13 protein-coding genes and 1 pseudogene are annotated in these 19,326 nt (G+C 31.2%); all 14 read left to right on the top strand.

Annotated elements, in window-relative coordinates; all coding sequences use genetic code 11:
* Positions 1–48 precede the first annotated feature (48 nt).
* The gene (locus ACFELW_RS01665) at positions 49–1,599 is read left to right on the top strand and encodes a DHA2 family efflux MFS transporter permease subunit (RefSeq protein WP_375330235.1); all 1,551 of its coding nucleotides are present in this window, start codon (positions 49–51) and stop codon (positions 1,597–1,599) included.
* 16 nt (positions 1,600–1,615) lie between these two features.
* The gene (locus ACFELW_RS01670) at positions 1,616–2,074 is read left to right on the top strand and encodes a Na+/H+ antiporter subunit E (protein ID WP_341759930.1); all 459 of its coding nucleotides are present in this window, start codon (positions 1,616–1,618) and stop codon (positions 2,072–2,074) included.
* Between the two features lie 423 nt (positions 2,075–2,497).
* On the top strand, positions 2,498–2,629 hold the full coding sequence (locus ACFELW_RS01675) for a hypothetical protein (protein WP_375330236.1): 132 nt from the start codon (positions 2,498–2,500) through the stop codon (positions 2,627–2,629).
* 16 nt (positions 2,630–2,645) lie between these two features.
* Positions 2,646–5,462, top strand: coding sequence for a 2-oxoglutarate dehydrogenase E1 component (locus ACFELW_RS01680; protein WP_375330237.1), 2,817 nt, complete (start codon positions 2,646–2,648; stop codon positions 5,460–5,462).
* Between the two features lie 219 nt (positions 5,463–5,681).
* A complete protein-coding gene (locus ACFELW_RS01685) occupies positions 5,682–7,955 on the top strand; it encodes a tetratricopeptide repeat protein (RefSeq protein ID WP_375330238.1) in 2,274 nt (757 codons plus the stop codon).
* Positions 7,937–9,487 carry a hypothetical protein gene (locus tag ACFELW_RS01690; RefSeq protein ID WP_375330239.1) on the top strand — a complete coding sequence of 517 codons (1,551 nt, stop codon included), beginning with the start codon at positions 7,937–7,939 and terminating at the stop codon, positions 9,485–9,487. The genes ACFELW_RS01685 and ACFELW_RS01690 overlap by 19 nt, the downstream gene beginning before the upstream one ends.
* 5 nt (positions 9,488–9,492) lie before the next feature.
* Complete coding sequence (locus ACFELW_RS01695) at positions 9,493–10,236, top strand: tetratricopeptide repeat protein (RefSeq protein WP_375330240.1); 744 nt, start codon at positions 9,493–9,495, stop codon at positions 10,234–10,236.
* Positions 10,218–12,617 carry a tetratricopeptide repeat protein gene (locus tag ACFELW_RS01700; RefSeq protein ID WP_375330241.1) on the top strand — a complete coding sequence of 800 codons (2,400 nt, stop codon included), beginning with the start codon at positions 10,218–10,220 and terminating at the stop codon, positions 12,615–12,617. The genes ACFELW_RS01695 and ACFELW_RS01700 overlap by 19 nt, the downstream gene beginning before the upstream one ends.
* A gap of 51 nt (positions 12,618–12,668) precedes the next feature.
* A pseudogene (locus tag ACFELW_RS01705) lies at positions 12,669–15,158 on the top strand (UvrD-helicase domain-containing protein); the annotation flags it as partial.
* 9 nt (positions 15,159–15,167) lie between these two features.
* On the top strand, positions 15,168–15,851 hold the full coding sequence (locus tag ACFELW_RS01710; protein ID WP_375330489.1) for a PD-(D/E)XK nuclease family protein: 684 nt from the start codon (positions 15,168–15,170) through the stop codon (positions 15,849–15,851).
* 191 nt (positions 15,852–16,042) lie between these two features.
* Entirely contained in the window at positions 16,043–16,267 is a 225-nt protein-coding gene (locus ACFELW_RS01715) for a hypothetical protein (RefSeq protein ID WP_375330242.1), read from the top strand.
* A 273-nt stretch (positions 16,268–16,540) separates the two neighbouring features.
* Complete coding sequence (locus tag ACFELW_RS01720) at positions 16,541–17,449, top strand: ribose-phosphate diphosphokinase (RefSeq protein WP_341759738.1); 909 nt, start codon at positions 16,541–16,543, stop codon at positions 17,447–17,449.
* 9 nt (positions 17,450–17,458) lie between these two features.
* A complete protein-coding gene (locus tag ACFELW_RS01725) occupies positions 17,459–18,559 on the top strand; it encodes an alanine racemase (protein WP_375330243.1) in 1,101 nt (366 codons plus the stop codon).
* Positions 18,549–19,322, top strand: coding sequence for an MlaE family ABC transporter permease (locus ACFELW_RS01730; protein WP_094649179.1), 774 nt, complete (start codon positions 18,549–18,551; stop codon positions 19,320–19,322). The genes ACFELW_RS01725 and ACFELW_RS01730 overlap by 11 nt, the downstream gene beginning before the upstream one ends.
* Positions 19,323–19,326: the final 4 nt, after the last annotated feature.

Below are 19,326 nucleotides of genomic sequence, written 5' to 3' on the forward strand. Positions count from 1 at the left end.
TACTATGCTATAATTGGTATGTGTTTAATTCCTTCAATCAACTAGCTAATGCTCACACAACAAGCTATTCCTTCTCCCCCATTATCAAACAAGCAGCTACTTGCATTTTTTGCAATGACAGTCGGAATGTTTATGGCAATATTGGATATTCAAATTGTTGCCAGTTCTTTATCAGTTATTGCCGCGGGGCTTTCTGCTTCTAGCGATGAATTATCCTGGGTTCAAACGTCATATCTTATAGCGGAAGTGATTATAATCCCAATAACTGGTTTTACCGCTAGACTTCTTTCTACTAGAATTTCTTATTTTATTGCTGCTTTAGGTTTTACTGTTATGAGCATTCTATGTTCATTGGCAACCAACATAGAAACAATGATTATTTTTAGAGCTTTACAAGGATTTTTTGGTGGAGCAATGATACCAACAGTCTTTAGTACAATATTTATAATTTTTTCTGTTGAAAAACGTCCAGCAGTTACAGTGATAGTAGTACTAATCGTAACGATGGCCCCAACACTTGGAGGCTACATTACTGAATATTTATCTTTGCATTTTATGTTTTTACTCAATGTAATACCTGGTATTTTTGTTTGTGTGATCGTATATTTATATGCTGATTTTGACCAACCTAATTACGATTTGCTTAAGAATTTTGATTTTCTCGGTATTATTTTGCTGACTATTACTCTTGCTTCTTTGCAATATGTTTTAGAAGAAGGAAATAAAAAAGGTTGGACAGAGAATAGCTTAATATTATTCCTTATCATCCTGACTGCTGTTGGGTTCATTACGTTAGTTATTAGAGAACTAACATTTTTTAATCCAATCTTAGATTTAACAGTTTTTGTTAACAAGAATTTTACTTTTGGTTGTGTGTATTCTTTTGTTATAGGTATAGGACTCTACGGTGCAGTATATTTATTACCTTTATTTTTATTTACCATAGCTGGTTTTAATACTGTACAAATTGGTTTTACTATGATGATTACGGGTATCGGGCAATTTCTATCGGCTCCACTTGCCGGAAGGATGCTGGGTTCCGGAATAGATTTAAGAATTATGCTGACCATTGGTCTTGCTATGTTTAGTTTAGGATGCTATTTAAATAGTTTTTTAACAGCTGATGCTAAATTTGTTGAGTTTTTTTTACCGCAATTTATTAGAGGATTGGCGATGATGTTTTGCTTTTTACCTACCAATAATCTTGCTTTAGGGAGTATGAGTAAAGACAAGATAGGAAATGCTAGTGGTTTATATAATCTTACTCGTAATCTTGGAGGAGCCGTTGGTATTGCAATTATTAGCACTCTTCTTACAGATAAAACTAAGATTTTTAGTCAATATCTAAATGAGAATATTTCATCCACTTCACCTTCCGCTCTAATGAAGTTACAGTTTATAGGACAATTATTAGATGGCAAAGTGGTTGAGCCAGAAAAAGTATCATATTTTTTATTAGCCAATAATATAAATAAGGAAGCATTTGTCATTGCGATAAATAGCATATTTGGTATTATAAGTGCGTTGTTTTTTATGGTAATGATCTTTCTACCATTTACATCAACTGTTAGAGGTGGAAAAGGATATGATGCCCACTAAAATCTTTACTTTAATTATGTTGTTATTGATATTATTTGGTCTAACAGGCTTACCTACAGATGTTTTTACGTTGTTGATTTCCTCGATTATTGTCAGTATAACTTATCTTTTTGCGATAAAACTCAATTTAATGCCCCGTAGGGTTTATTTAAATTATCATTCTATACTATATTTTACTTGGCTAATTAAAGAAATACTGCTATCTAGCTTAGGGGTAATGAAGATTATATGGCGGAAGAATCTTAACTTGCAACCAGTTTTTGAGTGGATTGATTCAGAGCAAAAAAACGATACTAGTCTTGTAGTATATGCTAATTCTATTACCCTTACGCCAGGAACTGTAACGCTTGACATAGCAAATAATATGTTATTGGTGCATGCTTTGGAACAATCATCAATTGACAATTTAAAGTTTGGTGATTCTACTATGAGCAAAAGGGTACAGCAAATTTGCTGTCGTGGCAAAGAGGCATGAGCCATAGTACTCTACAATTTTTTATTTATTTCCTTATGATGAGTAAAAAAGCTTACTGCTAAGCGTCATTGCGAGGAGCTACTTTAGTAGCGACGAAGCAATCCATGAGAATTAGTATAGATACATCAAAACTATATGGATTGCTTCGTAGGCTTACGCCTCCTCGCAATGACGTTTTTATGCTGTTTAATACTTATAGAATAAAAATTGTAGAGTACTATGGGCATGAACCGACGAAGCAATATAACAAGCTTCGTGGATTGCCACGCTCACGTACATTCGCTCGCAATGACGTATAAGCGTCAGATATAAGTTTAAGAAAACAATAATTGAGAAACCGTCATTGCGAAGAGACCGTAAGGTCGACGAAGCAATCCAGAAATGATTAAAAATCGATTGCCACGCCACCTACGGTGGCTCGCAATGACGTATGTGCCTATAAGTCTTTTATTAGCAATAATGGTCAATGAAAAAAATAAGCAATATTGTAAAAAAAAAATGAACACAGCTATTAGTGGAGCAAAAAAATCTGCTATGTTTATAAACATAACCTAATCAGGAATAAGAAGTTATGGACAAAAACTTTAAACAAACCAGCTTTTTATTTGGTAGCAATGCTATCTTTATAGAAGAATTATATCAACTATATTTATCAGATAATACAGCAGTTGATAAAAGCTGGCAAAATTATTTCCAAAATATTGAAAATAATAATAGCCATCAGGTTACAAAAAGCATTGCTCATATTATCACTTCGCCTTGTGAAAGAGGGGAGGGGCTTGATACGGATTTTTCTACTGTTACTAACAAACTTAGAGTAAAAATGCTGATTGCCAGCTATCGCAAATATGGACATTATTTAGTAAAACTAGATCCATTGAATCTTGAAGCTCTTAAAACAAAAAGTCAGTTGAAGCTTAATATAGAAGATTTTGGTTTTACTAAAGATCAGTTGAATAATATTATAGAAATTGATGATCAATTTTTTGGAATAAAATCATGCACAGTTAGTGAACTGGTTAATTTGCTCGATCAAACTTATGCTAAAGATATTGCTATAGAGTTTGATCATCTGACCAATGAAGATGAAAAAACCTGGCTTTGTGAACAAATGGAAAGTAACGCCCAAGCTCTTAATACATTAGACTTTCTGCTAAAACAAGATAAGAAGGATATACTACAAGATTTAGTAGAAATTGAAGGATTTGAACAATATCTACACACAAAATTTCCTGGGGCAAAGCGTTTCTCAGTAGAGGGGGGAGAGGCAGCTGTAGTAGCTATAGATAAAGCTATAGATATGTCTATTGTTCATGGAGTAGAAGATGTCGTAATAGGTATGGCACATCGAGGAAGACTTAGCACCTTAACTAAGGTAATGACTAAACCTTATAAAGCTATTCTATCTGGATTTATGACTGGCAGTATCTTGTCAAATGATTTAGGTATTTCGAGTGATGTAAAATATCATATTGGCTATTCGTCAGATCGAATAAGAGGCCAATCTAAGGTTCACCTCTCTATGGCAGATAATCCTTCGCATTTAGAAGCGATAAACTCAGTGGTAGCTGGTAAAGTACGAGCAAAACAAGACAGCATTCAAGATGTTAATCGTCAAAAAGTAATGGGTATTTTAGTGCATGGTGATACTGCTTTTTGTGGTCAAGGTGTAGTAGCTGAAAGTTTATTTATGTCGAATTTAAAGGCTTATCATGTTGGCGGAACTATTCACTTTGTTATTAATAATCAGCTTGGCTTTACAACAAATAGTTATGATACCAGACCAAGTAGATATTCTACTGAATTTGCTAAAATAATTAATAGTCCAATTTTACATGTAAATGGTGATAATATTCAAGCTGTACTCAAAGCTACTAATATGGCAGTGAATTACCGACATAAATTTGCTAGAGATATAGTCATTGAGATCGTATGCTATCGTAAATACGGTCATAATGAAGGTGATGAGCCTATGTATACTCAAGGTGCTATGTATAATGTAATAAAAAATAAACAATCCCCAGCAACAGTTTTTGCCAATGAACTGATGGCAGAAGGAATAATTGACCAAAATCATTTTCCTACGTTAAAAGAACAATTTAAACTAAAATTAGATCAAGAATATGAATATGCTAAAAATTATCAAACACAAGCTCAGTACTTAGAGGGGTTATGGTCTGGTTACACTAGGTCAAATGCTAAAATACTCTCTACTGGTGTTAGTAAAAATACTTTAAAAGGGCTTGGTATAAAACTTTGCCAAATACCAAAAGATTTCCCTTTAAATCCTAAACTTGTAAAATTATTTGAATTAAGAGCAAATATTTTAAAGCAAGATAAACCGATCGATTGGGCAACTGCAGAGCAATTAGCATTTGCCAGTCTATTAAATTCAGGTACCAGAATACGTTTTACTGGTCAGGATTCTGAGCGTGGCACTTTCTCTCACCGTCATGCAGTATTGCATAGTCAGGTAGATAATAGTACCTATACACCATTAAATAATTTATCACAAAGCCAAGCAAACTTTGAAATTGCTAACAGTAATTTATCTGAATATGCAGTTTTAGGTTTTGAGTATGGCTATTCATTAGTTAATCCAAAAAATTTAGTAATTTGGGAAGCTCAGTTTGGCGATTTCGCTAATGGAGCTCAAATAATTTTTGACCAATTCATTTCCAGTAGTGAAAACAAATGGCTCAGAATGAGTGGTATAGTAGTGCTACTACCACACGGATTGGAAGGGCAAGGTCCAGAGCATAGTTCTGCAAGATTTGAGAGATTTTTACAGCTTGCTGCTGAAGATAATATTCAAGTTACCTATCCTACGACACCAGCCTCATTTTTTCATTTATTACGTCGTCAAATATACAGTAATATTCGTAAACCACTAATAGTAATGTCACCAAAATCTTTATTAAGACATAAAATGGCTGTATCCCCTCTATCGCATATTGATGAGAATACAAGCTTTGCCCCTGTACTAGACGAAATTAATGAGACGATAAATGCCAAGGAAGTAACACGAGTTATATTATGTAGTGGCAAGGTATACTATGATTTATTAGAAAAAAGAGAAGCAAAAACTATTTCAGATATGGTAATTATTAGAGTTGAACAATTATATCCGTTTGAAAAAGATGTTATCATTAAAATATTAGGTAAATATAATAAGGCTAAGGAGTTTATTTGGTGTCAAGAAGAATCTAAAAATATGGGAGCGTGGAATTTCATTAAAGACCACTTAAATGACACCCTAAAAGATATGTCAATTAATAATCAATTTAAATATGTTGGTAGAAATGAATCTGCTTCACCTGCCGTTGGTGCACTGAACATACATAATGAGCAGCAAGAAAAATTACTTGAAGAAGCTTTGGGCAAATAGTTAAGGGATTGCCACGACCACTACGTGATCTTGCAATAACGATGGTTGTTTTTCCTACGACTTCTAAACTATTCTGGGATATACTGCTATAAAATCAATAATTGACAATAGTTGAAGAATATAGTTAAATAAATTGAGATGAGAAAAAATATGAATGAATAAACCAAAGATAACAAATAGTAATGTAATTTTCCTGAAACCATTCACTAGGAATAAAAAATGAATAAATATTTAATAATATTAATATTATTAATATTGCCGCATAATTCATTTGCTCAACAACAAATATCTAATTTTGTTGCACCAGTTACTTATTTTGTCAATCATGTTAAACAATTAAATCTACTTAAGAATAATTTAATTAAATATCGACAAGCAAGTATTATAGGCACCAGCGGCATGGGAAAAACCCAACTTGCTAGAATGTATTGTTATGAAAATCAAAATAACTATAAACTTATTTGGTTTATTGACTGTAATTTAGATATTAATCAAGAACTACTAAAGCTAGCAAAAGCTATTAATAGTACGGCTAATAACTCTACTAAATCTAATCTAATATCAGAAGATATAAGATTAATCCGAAAAGAACTAATGAACCATTTATCGAATCAAGATAAATGGTTATTGATATTTGATAATCTAAAGGTAGGTCAAAATAAGAAAGTTCAAGAGTTTGTTGAGTGGGAAAATAATGGACATGTTATATTTTGTTCCCAAGATAGTGAAATATTACCGAATATAGTCAAGATGACTGCCTTTGCAAAAAGTGACGTTAGTATTCTGGTTAACAATATTTTAGAACATAACGATCCCCAATCAGCAGAATTTTTGAGCAAAGAATTTGCTGGTTACCTTATCATGATAGTACAAGGGGTACAATTATTAAATAATGTAAAAGGTTTAGATAAAGCCAAATATAAGGAAAGAATTCAACAATCAACAGATAGAATTCAATTGAACATTATGTTAATTATCAATGAATTAAAACCAAATGCTAGAAAATTATTAAATAAAATAGCTTTAATAAATAATCAAGGTTTTTCAAAAGACTTACTCAGTTTTATTACGGATGATCAAAGTACCATAAATGATGATATTTATCAATTGTCTAAATTTGCCTTAATATCTAACATTGACTCACATGAAACTAACCCTGTCTTTGAAATGCACGATGTTGTTGCTCAAAAAATAACTGAAATTAATGGAAGTATTAATAATAAAGCTTATTTAGAAGATATAGTTACTAAATTAATGAATTACGTACCAAAGAGCATTATCAAAGGCCAAATTTTTAGAAAAGCGAAAACTATGCATGAAAATTTTGAAATCCTTGCTAGGAATGCTGAGAAGTATAACGTTAATATATGTAAAATTATGCATCTGAATATGCAACTAATAGCACAGTATATTAATTCTTTCGATTACCATAACGCAGAAAAATTAGTTAACTGGTTCAATACAAATGATCAACAGGGTACTGGCAAGTTTAAATTATGGTTGATGAATAATGATGAAAAATATATGTATGCAAGGTACATACAAGCAATAGGTGTGTATCACAGTACACATTTACATTATAGTACGGCAATAAAATATTTTATAAGAACGAAAGAAATACTTGATAATATGAAAGGTTATGAATCTTTCACATGGATTGTATTTTATAATTTACTAATATGTAATGTTGCATTAGGACAGGTTCAAGAAGCAGAAGAAAATATTAAAATTATAGAACAGATGTTTAATAAAGGTTTAATAGATAAAAGTGACATAGGCTATATACAAACTTCTAAGGCAAAATTATTATGTGTACAAGGAAAATATATTGAATCACTAGAACATATTACTACAATTGTAGAAACGTTAATTAAAAATGGATTAAGTCCAAATGACCTATTGCTTGTAAAACCTTACCTATTTAAAGTAGAAATATTAAATTATCTCGAAGAATACCAAAAAGCATATGATCAAGTTAAACAAATATATTGTTTGTTTAAAACATACAAAACAGAGTCTTTTGAAATAATATTTAGTACTATTTATAGTCAAATGGCAAAAAGTGAATTAGGATTGGGTAAACTAGACCAAGCCTTAGAGCATATTAACCAATCTATCTCTATATTTTTAGCTGATGAACGTAGGAATCCCAAAGATGCAGATTATTCAGAAGATCCAAATTTAGCTGCTAGTTATGTAATACAGGGTGATATTTTATTTGCTCAAGATAAAATAAAAGAAGCAATAGAGTCCTATAATAAAGCTTATACCATATATTATTACTTATATAGGGATAATCGTAAAAATGTAGCTCAGGTTAGTTATTTATATAGCCAAGGAGCTAAAGCTGCATGTAAAGCAAAAAATTTATTTAGTTATAAATTTTTTGGTAAACCGCAAGTCAAGGAGTTTGGCATAAATCACCCAAATACTACATCTATGTTTGAGTATTGTAAACAATATGATATGGATTTATGGGCAAAAGGAAACTAGATTTTATATATAGATATTTAATAATATTAATATTATTAATAATGCCTCTTAATTCATTTGCCCAGAATCAAATAGCTAACCAGCTATCTAATTTTGTTGCACCAGTTACTTATTTTGTCAATCATGTCAAACAATTAAATCTGCTTAAGAATAATTTAATTAAATATCGACAAGCAAGTATTATAGGCACCAGCGGCATGGGGAAAACCCAACTTGCTAGAATGTATTGTTATGAAAATCAAAATAACTATAAACTTATTTGGTTTATTGACTGTAATTTAGATATTAATCAAGAACTACTAAAGCTAGCAAAAGCTATTAATAGTACGGCTAATAACTCTACTAAATCTAATCTAATATCAGAAGATATAAGATTAGTCCGAAAAGAACTAATGAATTATTTATCAAATCAAGATAAATGGTTACTAATATTTGATAATCTAAAGGTAGGTCAAAATAAGAAAGTTCAAGAGTTTGTTGAGTGGGAAAATAATGGACATGTTATATTTTGTTCCCAAGATAGTGAAATATTACCGAATATAGTCAAGATGACTGCCTTTGCAAAAAGTGACGTTAGTATTCTTGTTAACAATATTTTAGAAAATAATGATCCAAAGGTAGTAGAATTCTTGAGCGAAGAATTTGCTGGGTATCCTATCATGATAGTACAAGGGGTACAATTATTAAATAATGTAAAAGGTTTAGATAAAGCTGGGTATAAGGAAAAAATTCAACAATCAACAGATAGAATTCAATTGAACATTATGTTAATTATCAATGAATTAAAACCAAATGCTAGAAAATTATTAAATAAAATAGCTTTAATAAATAATCAAGGTTTTTCAAAAGACTTACTCAGTTTTATTACGGATGATCAAAGTACCATAAATGATGATATTTATCAATTGTCTAAATTTGCCTTAATATCTAACATTGACTCACATGAAACTAACCCTGTCTTTGAAATGCACGATGTTGTTGCTCAAAAAATAACTGAAATTAATGGTAATCAGAATAATAAAATTTATTTAGAGGATATTATTACTCAATTAATGAGTTGTATACCAAAGAGCATTATAAAATCCCAGATTTTCAGAAAATCGAAAACGATATATGAAAATCTTGAAATACTTGCTAGAAATGCTGAAAAATATAATTCAAATATATATAAACTTCTGCAACTAAATATACAACTAATGCCGCAATATACTACTTATTTCGATTACCGTAATGCAGAAAGATTAGTTAATTGGTTTAATAAAAATGATCAACAAGGTACTGGTAAGTTTAAATTATGGTTGATGAATAATGATGAGAAATATGCATATGCGAAGTACCTACAAGGAGCAGCTGTGTATCATAGTGTGAATTCTAATCATAGGATGGCAATAAAATATTTTGTAAGATCACAAGAAATATCTAATAATTTGCAAGGTTATGAGTCATACAAATGGACTTTATTTCATAATTTAGCAATATGTAATATTATGTTAGGACGGGTTCAAGAAGCAGAAAAAACATTCAAATTATAGAAAAAATGTTTAATGAAGGCTTGATTGATAAAAGTGACCTAGGTTATATACATGGGGCTAAGGCAAGGTTATTATTTGTACAAGGGAAATATACTGAATCATTAGAGCAAGATAATAAATCTATAGAAACATTCATTAAAAATGGGCTAAATCCTGATGATCTATTGCTTATGCCTCATTATCTAATTAAAATAGAAATATTAAATTATTTTGAAGAATACCAACAAGCATATGCTCAAACTAAAAAATTACTTAATTTATGTAAACATTGCAAAACTCCTGAAGCACTTGGTTGTATTTATAGTATAATGGCAAGAAGTGAGTTAGGATTAGGCATGCTAGATCAAGCTTCAGAGCATGTTAACCAGGCTATCTCCATATTTTTAGCCGATGAACGTAGGAATACTAAAAATGCAGATTATTCGGAAGATTCAGAGCTAGCAGCAAGCTATGTAGTGCAAGGTGATATTTTATTTGCTCAAGATAAAATAAAAGAAGCAATAGAGTCCTATAATAAAGCTTATACCATATATTATTACTTATATAGGGATAATCGTAAAAATGTAGCTCAGGTTAGTTATTTATATAGCCAAGGAGCTAAAGCTGCATGTAAAGCAAAAAATTTATTTAGTTATAAATTTTTTGGTAAACCGCAAGTCAAGGAGTTTGGCATAAATCATCCTAATACTGTATCTATGTTTGAGTATTGTAAACAATATGATATGGATTTATGGGCAAAAGGAAACTAGATTTTATATATATAGTCAATTCAGGAGAATTTGGGGCTAGGAGAGATGGAGCGACGCCTATAATTAATAGGCGAGCATTGATCGACAACGTCCCCAATTTCTCATCAATTGACTATAGATATTTAATAATATTAATATTATTAATAATGCCTCTTAATTCATTTGCCCAGAATCAAATAGCTAACCAGCTATCTAATTTTGTTGCACCAGTTACTTATTTTGTCGATCATGTCAAACAACTAGCTTTGCTTACAAACAACTTAACTAAATATCGACAAGCAAGTATTATAGGCACCAGCGGCATGGGAAAAACCCAACTTGCTAGAATGTATTGTTATGAAAATCAAAATAACTATAAACTTATTTGGTTTATTGATTGTAATTTAGATATTAATCAAGAACTACTAAAGCTAGCCAAAGCTATTAATAGTACAGTTAATAACTCTACTAAATCTACTCTAATACCAGAAGATATTGTATTAGTACGAAAAGAAATAATGAACTATTTATCGAGTCAAGATAAATGGTTAATAATATTTGATAATCTGAAGGTAAGTGAAAATAAGAAAGTTCAGGAATTTGTTGATTGGGAAAATAATGGGCATGTTATATTTTGTTCCCAAGATAGTGAAATATTACCGAATATAGTCAAAATGACTGCCCTTGCAAAAAACGACGTCAGTATTCTTGCTAACAATATTTTAGAAAATAATGATCCAAAGGTAGTAGAATTCTTGAGCGAAGAATTTGCTGGTTATCCTATCATGACAGTACAAGGGATACAATTATTAAATAATGTAAAAGGTTTAGATAAAGCCGAATATAAGAAAAAAATTCAACAATCAACAGATAGAATTAAATCGAACATTATATTAACTATCAATCAATTAAAACCAAGTGCTAGAAATTTACTAAATAAAATCGCCTTAATAAATAATCAAGGTTTTTCAAAAGAATTACTAAGTTTTATTACTGATGATCAACGTACATTGAATAATGATATTTATGAATTGTCTAAATTTGCCTTAATATCTAATATTGACCCACAGGAAGCTAATCCGATCTTTGAAACGCATGATATTATAGTCCAAAAAATAGCAGAGATTAATGGTAGCAGGAATAATAAATCTTATTTAGAGGATATTATTACCAAATTAATGAATTATATACCAAAGAATGCAGTAAAAGCTCGTATTTTTAGAAATGCTAAAACTATACAAGAAAATTTTGAAATAATTTTAAGAAATTCAGAAAAGTATAATATAAATATATATAAAATTATGGCTCTTAATTTGCAAATAATGGTTCAACATCATAATTCTCTTAATTATTCTATTGTAGCAAAGAAGGCTATTTGGTTTAATAAAGCCGATCAGGAAGGAAAATTTAAATTATGGTTAATGAATAATGATGAAAAATATGCATATATAAGGTATATGCAGACAATAGGTCTTTATCATATAAGTTATTCTAATTATAGGGCGGCAAGAGAATGTTTTATAAGAGGCCAAGAAATATTTGAGAATGTTGCAGGTTATGAATCTTACAAATGGACTTTATTCTATAATTTAGCAATATGTAATATTATTTTAGGGCAGGTTCAAGAAGCCGAAAAAAACATTCAAATTATGGAAAAAATGTCTAATGAAGGTTTAATGGATCAAAGTGAACTAAGCTATATACATATACTTAAAGCACAGTTATTATTTATACAAGGAAAGTATACTGAGTCATTAGAACAAAATAGTAAAACTATAGAAAATTTTATTAAAAATGGTCTAAGTCCTGATGATCTATTTTTTATACCTCTTTATACACTTAAAATAGAAATATTAAATTATCTTGGAAAATACCAAGAAGCATATGAGCAAGCTAAGAAATTGTATAATTTATGTAAACATTGCAAAGATACTGAAGCACTTGGTTGTATTTATAGTGTAATGGCAAGAAGTGAATTAGGATTAGGCATGCTAAATCAAGCCTCAGAACATGTTAACAAGGCTATCTCCATATTTTTAGTCGATGAGCGTAGAAACCCCAAAAATGCAGATTATTTGGAAGATCCAGATTTAGCTGCTATGTATGTAGTGCAAGGTGATATTCTATTTACCCAAGATAATATAAAATCAGCAATAGAATCCTATAATAAAGCTTATACCATATATTATTACTTATATAGAGATAATCGTAAAAATATGGCATATGTTAGTTATTTATATAGTCAAGGAGCTAAAGCTGCATGTAAAGCAAAAAACTTATTTAGTTATAAATTTTTTGGTAAACCGCAAGTCAAGGAGTTTGGCATAAATCATCCTAATACTGTATCTATGTTTGAGTATTGTAAACAATATGATATGGATTTATGGGCAAAAGAAAAATAGATTAAGATATGTATACTTTTCTGCTTTAAATAATAGGATTCCTTTTATAAAATGAATGAATTACAACAACAAGCATCAGATCCCCAATATTCTGTTTGGGTTTCTGCCTCAGCCGGTACAGGCAAAACCAAAATTTTAACAGATAGAGTACTCAGATTGCTGATTGAAGGGGTGGCATTTAACAAAATTTTATGCCTAACTTTCACTAATGCAGCTGCCCTTGAAATGCAGAGTAGAATTAGAAGTAAACTTGCTAGATTTGCTGTAGATGGAACTGCTAAATTGACGAAAGAGTTAAGTTTATTACTTACTAGGGAGCCTTTAGAAAGTGAGGTGCAATATACCAAGACTTTATATTACAGGCTACTAAACTCTGAAGATGGAATTAACGTTTATACTATTCATGCTTTTTGTCAAAAGATGCTTAAATTATTTCCTTTGGAATCGAGTATCAATCCAGAATTTCAGATTCTTGATGATATTACAGCACAAGGGGTTATTAACAAAATAAGAAACCAAATCTATTTAGATCCAACTTATAATGAGCTGATTAGTTTCTTTTTGACAAACTTCCATGAAGTAACCATCAATGATATTTTTTCTGAAATAATCCAGCAAAAGATTAAGTTTAAGAAACTATTTGCCAAGCAAGTGGATTACAAAGAACATCAAACTATTAATTCTTATGTTCCTGAGCAATTATCAGAACTTTATAGCCATGCTCGGCAATTACTGGCAAAATACTCAATAGCTATTAACCTAGATCAAGAAATTCAACTATTTTTTCTCACTAAAGAAGGTACTAAGCGTAAGAATATGCTGTCTAAATCTATAGCAACAAACTATCCAAAATTATTGAATGAACTTGAATATATTCAAGAGAAAATTTTTCAGTTAGATCAACAGGCTAAAATGCAAGATATGGAAAATTATTCAAATTTGTTGTGTAATTTGGCAAAAATTTTTCTTGATAAATATGAGTCCTATAAAACTGAGAACAGCTTACTGGATTATGATGATTTAATTTATTTGACACAATTATTATTAACAGATGATACTACCAAAAATTGGGTGTCATATAAACTTGATGGTGGGATTGAGCATTTGCTTGTTGATGAAGCACAAGATACTAGCCCTGAACAATGGAGCATTATCACTGCAATTATAGCAGAATTTTATTCTACCACTAAGCATAAAAATAGTACTATTTTTGTTGTGGGTGATGAAAAACAGTCAATTTTTAGCTTCCAAGGAGCAAATCTTAGCTCTTTTAATTCTGTTAATGCAAATTTATGCAAAAAATTCTCTGAGGCAAATAAAAATTTCAAAAATATTACTCTTGAATGGTCATATAGGTCTACTGAAAAAATTATCGATATTGTCTATCTAATTTTACAACAAATTAAAAACACTACCCCTCAATTATTTACTTCTGAGAATCCTAAAATTTTGCCATTTCGTCAAAATGATAAAGGTATAGTAGAACTCTGGCCACTAGTTAGAGGAGAGAAAGAGAGTAAATTATTTTGGCCCTTACCAGAAGAGCATAATAAATCCAAATCTGCTCAGCAAGTACTTGCGGAACAAATCGCTAATTTTATAAAAAGCCAGATAGCAAGCCAAAGAATCTTACATGCCACTAATTCCGAAGTTAAAGAATCAGATTTTATGATTTTGGTACGTAAGAGAGATGAGTTGGTTTTTGAAGTTATTAATTGTCTTAAGCAACATGGTCTACAAGTAGAAGATGTTGATCGAATCACTTTAGATAAAAGTTTATCAGTATTAGACTTAATAGCCATAGCAAAATTTGTGCTACTACCTCAAGACGATTTGAATTTGATTGGTCTATTAAAATCCCCAATAATCGGCATGAGTGAACAAGAACTACAGTTGCTTGCAGTTTCTCGTGGCAAAAATTCTATATGGGAATATCTGCAAAATATACCAGAATATACAAATATATATAATAAGTTATGTTATTTTTTACAAATATACAAAGTTGCCAATTGTCGGAATTTTTTCTCATTGATTGTCGATTGTTGGGATATTAGAAAAATTCTAGTTGAATCTAATGGATTTGATAGTAATGATGTAATAAATGAATTGATATATTTAAGTATAAATTATGCTAATAATATAGATAGCTCGCTGCAAAGCTTTGTTTATTGGTTTGAAAATAACAAAATTGATGTTAAAAGAAACTTAGAATCGTCAAGTAAGATAAAAGTCATGACCGTCCATGCTTCTAAAGGGCTACAAGCACCGATTGTTATCCTGTGTGATACTAGCTCAGTGCCAACTAACAGCAATAAATTTATTTGGGATCAAGATGGTAAAGTGTTCTCTGTCCCTCAATCATCTAATAGCCCAGAATTTTTTAAAGCTCTCAAGGAACAGGAACAACAAAAAGACTTACAAGAATATATCAGACTACTTTATGTGGCAATGACCAGGGCAGAAGATCATTTAGTGATATGTGGTTATCAGTCAAGTGGTAATAAGCTGCCACAAAATTGTTGGTATGAGTTAGTTTCTAGAGCAATGAATATGCATGGTAAGCTACATGAGAATGGGATTATAGTTTATGAAACAACTAAAGAGTACGAAGATTATTTTCCTTGTGAAAATAAGGAGGATATTAGACCTCTTGCAGAAATTGACAATGACCCAATAGCTAATAAGAAGTTGATAGAATGGCTACCAAATTTTTCTGTTATTAATAAAATCACCAAAGGTACCAAGCAAAATTATTCAGTTAATTCACCTCTTATAGTTAATGATCATTTGGAATATGGTAGGATATTTCATAAAATTCTAGAAGATGCCATAAAGATTAATGACTTCTCTATCATCAATAAACACCCATTTATTGATAAGTTACCAGCAATTTTACAAGAGAAAATTCACAAAAATATTGATAAGTTACTGAATAATGTAGAATTTATGATACTTACTTCTCAAGAACTAAAAACTGAGGTAACTATAGGAATAAATCTAAATGATGATGTTAAGATAGGAAGGATTGATCTACTTGCCATTGATACGAAGAAAATAACCATTATTGATTATAAATCCGATGCCAAGCCACCTAAAAGCTGTCAATTAGTTAAGGAATCTTATATTGATCAGTTGAATTTTTACCGACATACAGTAGCGAAGCTGTATCCTGACAATGAAATTATTTGCAAAATTTTATGGCTAGAAGATGCTAGCTTCATGACTATTAGTTAACCGTAACGGATGAGTGTTCACGGAAAGAAAGTGAAAGTACAAAAAGTCATTGCGAGCTGATGTATCCCCACGAAATTGTTGCAAAATAGCAAGAATTGATAGAATATCTTCATTATTTAATGACGATGGAGATAGTAGGTTATGGATGTAAAAACAGTATTAAATGAAGTAATAATAGATGGGGAGTTTTAATGTTACTATCTGCCATTGTTATTATAACATATTGGGTTATAGGTGTGTTAGGATATAGCCAAGGTATGCAAAGAATTTTCCAACCTAACACAGTAAAAGATAAAAAGATTTATTCGTATTTTACCCTTGGGAAATTTATTATTGAATTTAATTATTTGCATGCCATAAAACCATTGGTAGAACCCCTAGCATCTATTATAAAGACTGAGCTTTGTCGTGCTTAATTTCGTGGGGATATATCAGCTCGTAATGACATATAAAGTAATGCTATTTAGGTATACTCAAATGATTTGAAGAATTGGCTCCGTAAAACTTCGGGGTATTCGCGTGTTCACGTACTTCATGTACGCTCCGCTCGCTCACCCCTTGTTTTACGTTCCAATTCTCCAAATCATTTGAGTATAGTATAAAAATAATAAAAATATTTTTTATAAAATGCTTAGTGTACCTCATAATTAGTATATACTACAGAAACTTGATAAATTATATTAATTAGCATGAAAATTCTTGCAGGTCTTAGTCACAAAAAATTAGCTAGACATTTAGCTAAGGAGCTAAATTGTCAATATGTGGAAACTTACATTACAACTTTTGACGATAGTGAGACAAAAGTACAAATCCTTGAGGACGTACAAGGGTGTGATGTTGTTATAGTGCAATCTACTTCTAGACCAACTAATAACCACTTGATGGAGCTTTTATTATTAGTGGATACGGTAAAAAGAGCAGGAGCCTCAAAAGTGACTGCGGTTATACCCTATTTGGGCTATAGTCGCCAAGATCGTAGATATGATAATTTTTCTCCAGTCCCTGCTCGTCTGGTAGCAAATATGTTGGAAATTGCTGGGGTTGATCGCATAATAACTGTTGATTTGCATTCACAGCAATTAGAGGGATTTTTTAAAATTGCTATACAAAATCTTGAGCCAATCAGTTTATTTGCTCCGATTATTAAGAACTATAATAATGCTATTATTGTGTCTCCAGATATTGGTGGTTTTGTACGTATAGGTGCAGTTAATAAGCTTTTTAACATGAACATGGCTGTTATTAATAAAAGCAGGGATAGCACGGATCAATGCCAAATGTCAGAAATAATAGGTAACGTTTCAGGCAAGCATTGTTTATTAATTGATGATATTGTTGATAGTGGAGAAACCCTTTGCAAGGGGGCTAAGCTATTAATGGCAGTAGGAGCATTATCTGTTGATGCTTTTGTGACTCACCCTGTGCTTTCTGGGTTGTCTAAGAAAAATATTGAGAATTCTGATATAATGAACATCTATATAACCGATACTATAGAAACTACTGATTTACCTTCTAAATTTCATATAATATCCGTTACTCCAATTATTGTAGCAGCATTACAACCTATGCAAGATTATGACAAGATTATGAGGATTTAGGATTTTATTATGCACAATGCTCGTTGTACTCTTGAAATAGATTTAGCAAAAATTCGTACTAATTATCGTATTATTTCTGAAATTTGCAAAAATTCAAAAATTGCTGCTGTGGTAAAGGCTAACAGCTATGGACTTGGAGCCGATATTATCGCACCAGCATTACAGATGGAGAATTGTCAGAATTTTTTTGTAAACTCAGTTAATGAGGGGGTGGAATTACGTAAAGTGTTAGGAGCGAAACCTAATATTTTTGTGTTTCATGGTGTATTTTACAATGATGTTGAGGAATTTGGCAATAGCAACTTAATTCCGGTACTTAATAGTTTGCAACAAATTGCCATATGGCAAAAGTTTGCTGCTAAAAAACAACAAGTATTACGTTGTACAATCCATGTTGATACTGGTATGCATCGTTTGGGAATGGCTGACATAGAGATGCAACGTATCATAGATAACCCTAGCCTATTATCTGGTCTTGAATTACAATATGTTATAAGTCATTTATCTGCCTCTGAAATAGCGGATAATCCTTATACTTTACAACAATTAACAAAATTTAGATATTATCTAAACTATTTACCAACAGCTAAAGCTAGCTTAGCTAATTCTAGTAGTATATTTCTAGGACAAGAATATCATTTTGACTTAATACGTCCTGGTGCGGTATTATATGGGCTTAATCCTTTGGGAATTTCCTCGAAAAATCCGATGCATAACCCAATTAGGCTGACTGCTCCGATAATACAATTACAAGAATTACCGCCAGAAAGTTATATTGGTTATAATATGACTTTTAAAACAAAGCGTAATAGATTGATTGCTACCTTGCCTCTTGGTTATGCTGATGGTTATTCTAGAGCTTTTAGCAATTGTGGGGAGGTTTGTATTGGTTCCTACTTAGCTCCTGTAGTTGGTAGAGTATCGATGGACTTAATTACCATTGATGTTACTGAACTACCACCAAATGAAATATTTTTAGGGCAACAAGTGGAGATTATAGGGGATTATTGTACCCCAGATAAAATAGCTAGTGTAATAAACACCATTGGTTATGAAATTCTTACCATGCTCGGTGACAGATATAAGAGAGTATATAAAAATGATTATTAAGATAGTTAATTTATTCGGCAAACATACTATTGCTTTCGCAAAAACTATAGGAGCTTTTTCTCTATTTACTATAGCGGTAGTTACTAGTATTTTTAGGCGTCCCTTATATGGCAACTTACTATTCAAGCAGTTGTTATCTATAGGCTTTTATTCCCTACCAGTTGTTGCGATGACTACCTTTTTTTCTGGGGCTGTACTGGCATTACAAAGTTATACAGGTTTCTCTCGTTTCTCGGCTGAAAGTTCAATAGCTACGGTGGTAATTCTGTCAATAACTAGAGAACTTGGACCAGTTCTTGCAGGTCTCATGGTGGCTGGTAGGGTTGGTGCATCAATTGCCGCTGAAATAGCTACAATGAGAGTGACGGAACAAATAGATGCTCTTTATACTTTGTCAACTGATCCAATAAAATATTTAGTTTTGCCAAGGGTGCTAGCTGCCGTTATTACCTTACCATGTTTAGTATTAATCGGTGATGTATTAGGAGTAATGGGTGGCTATTTGGTAAGTGTTTATAAGCTTAATTTTAATAGCTCTAGTTATATGGTAAATAGCTTTAAGTTTTTACAATCAATAGATGTTATTTCTGGTTTGGTAAAAGCAGCGGCTTTTGGTTTTATTATTTCAATAATAAGTTGCTATAGCGGATATTGCTCTGGAACAGGAGCAAAAGGAGTCGGAACTGCTACAACTTCGGCGGTAGTAAGTTCTTCGGTGCTGATTTTAATCAGTAATTACTTAATAACAGCATGTTTTTTTTAAAGTT

Source organism: Candidatus Tisiphia endosymbiont of Nemotelus uliginosus (assembly GCF_964264755.1).
Lineage (GTDB): Bacteria > Pseudomonadota > Alphaproteobacteria > Rickettsiales > Rickettsiaceae > Tisiphia.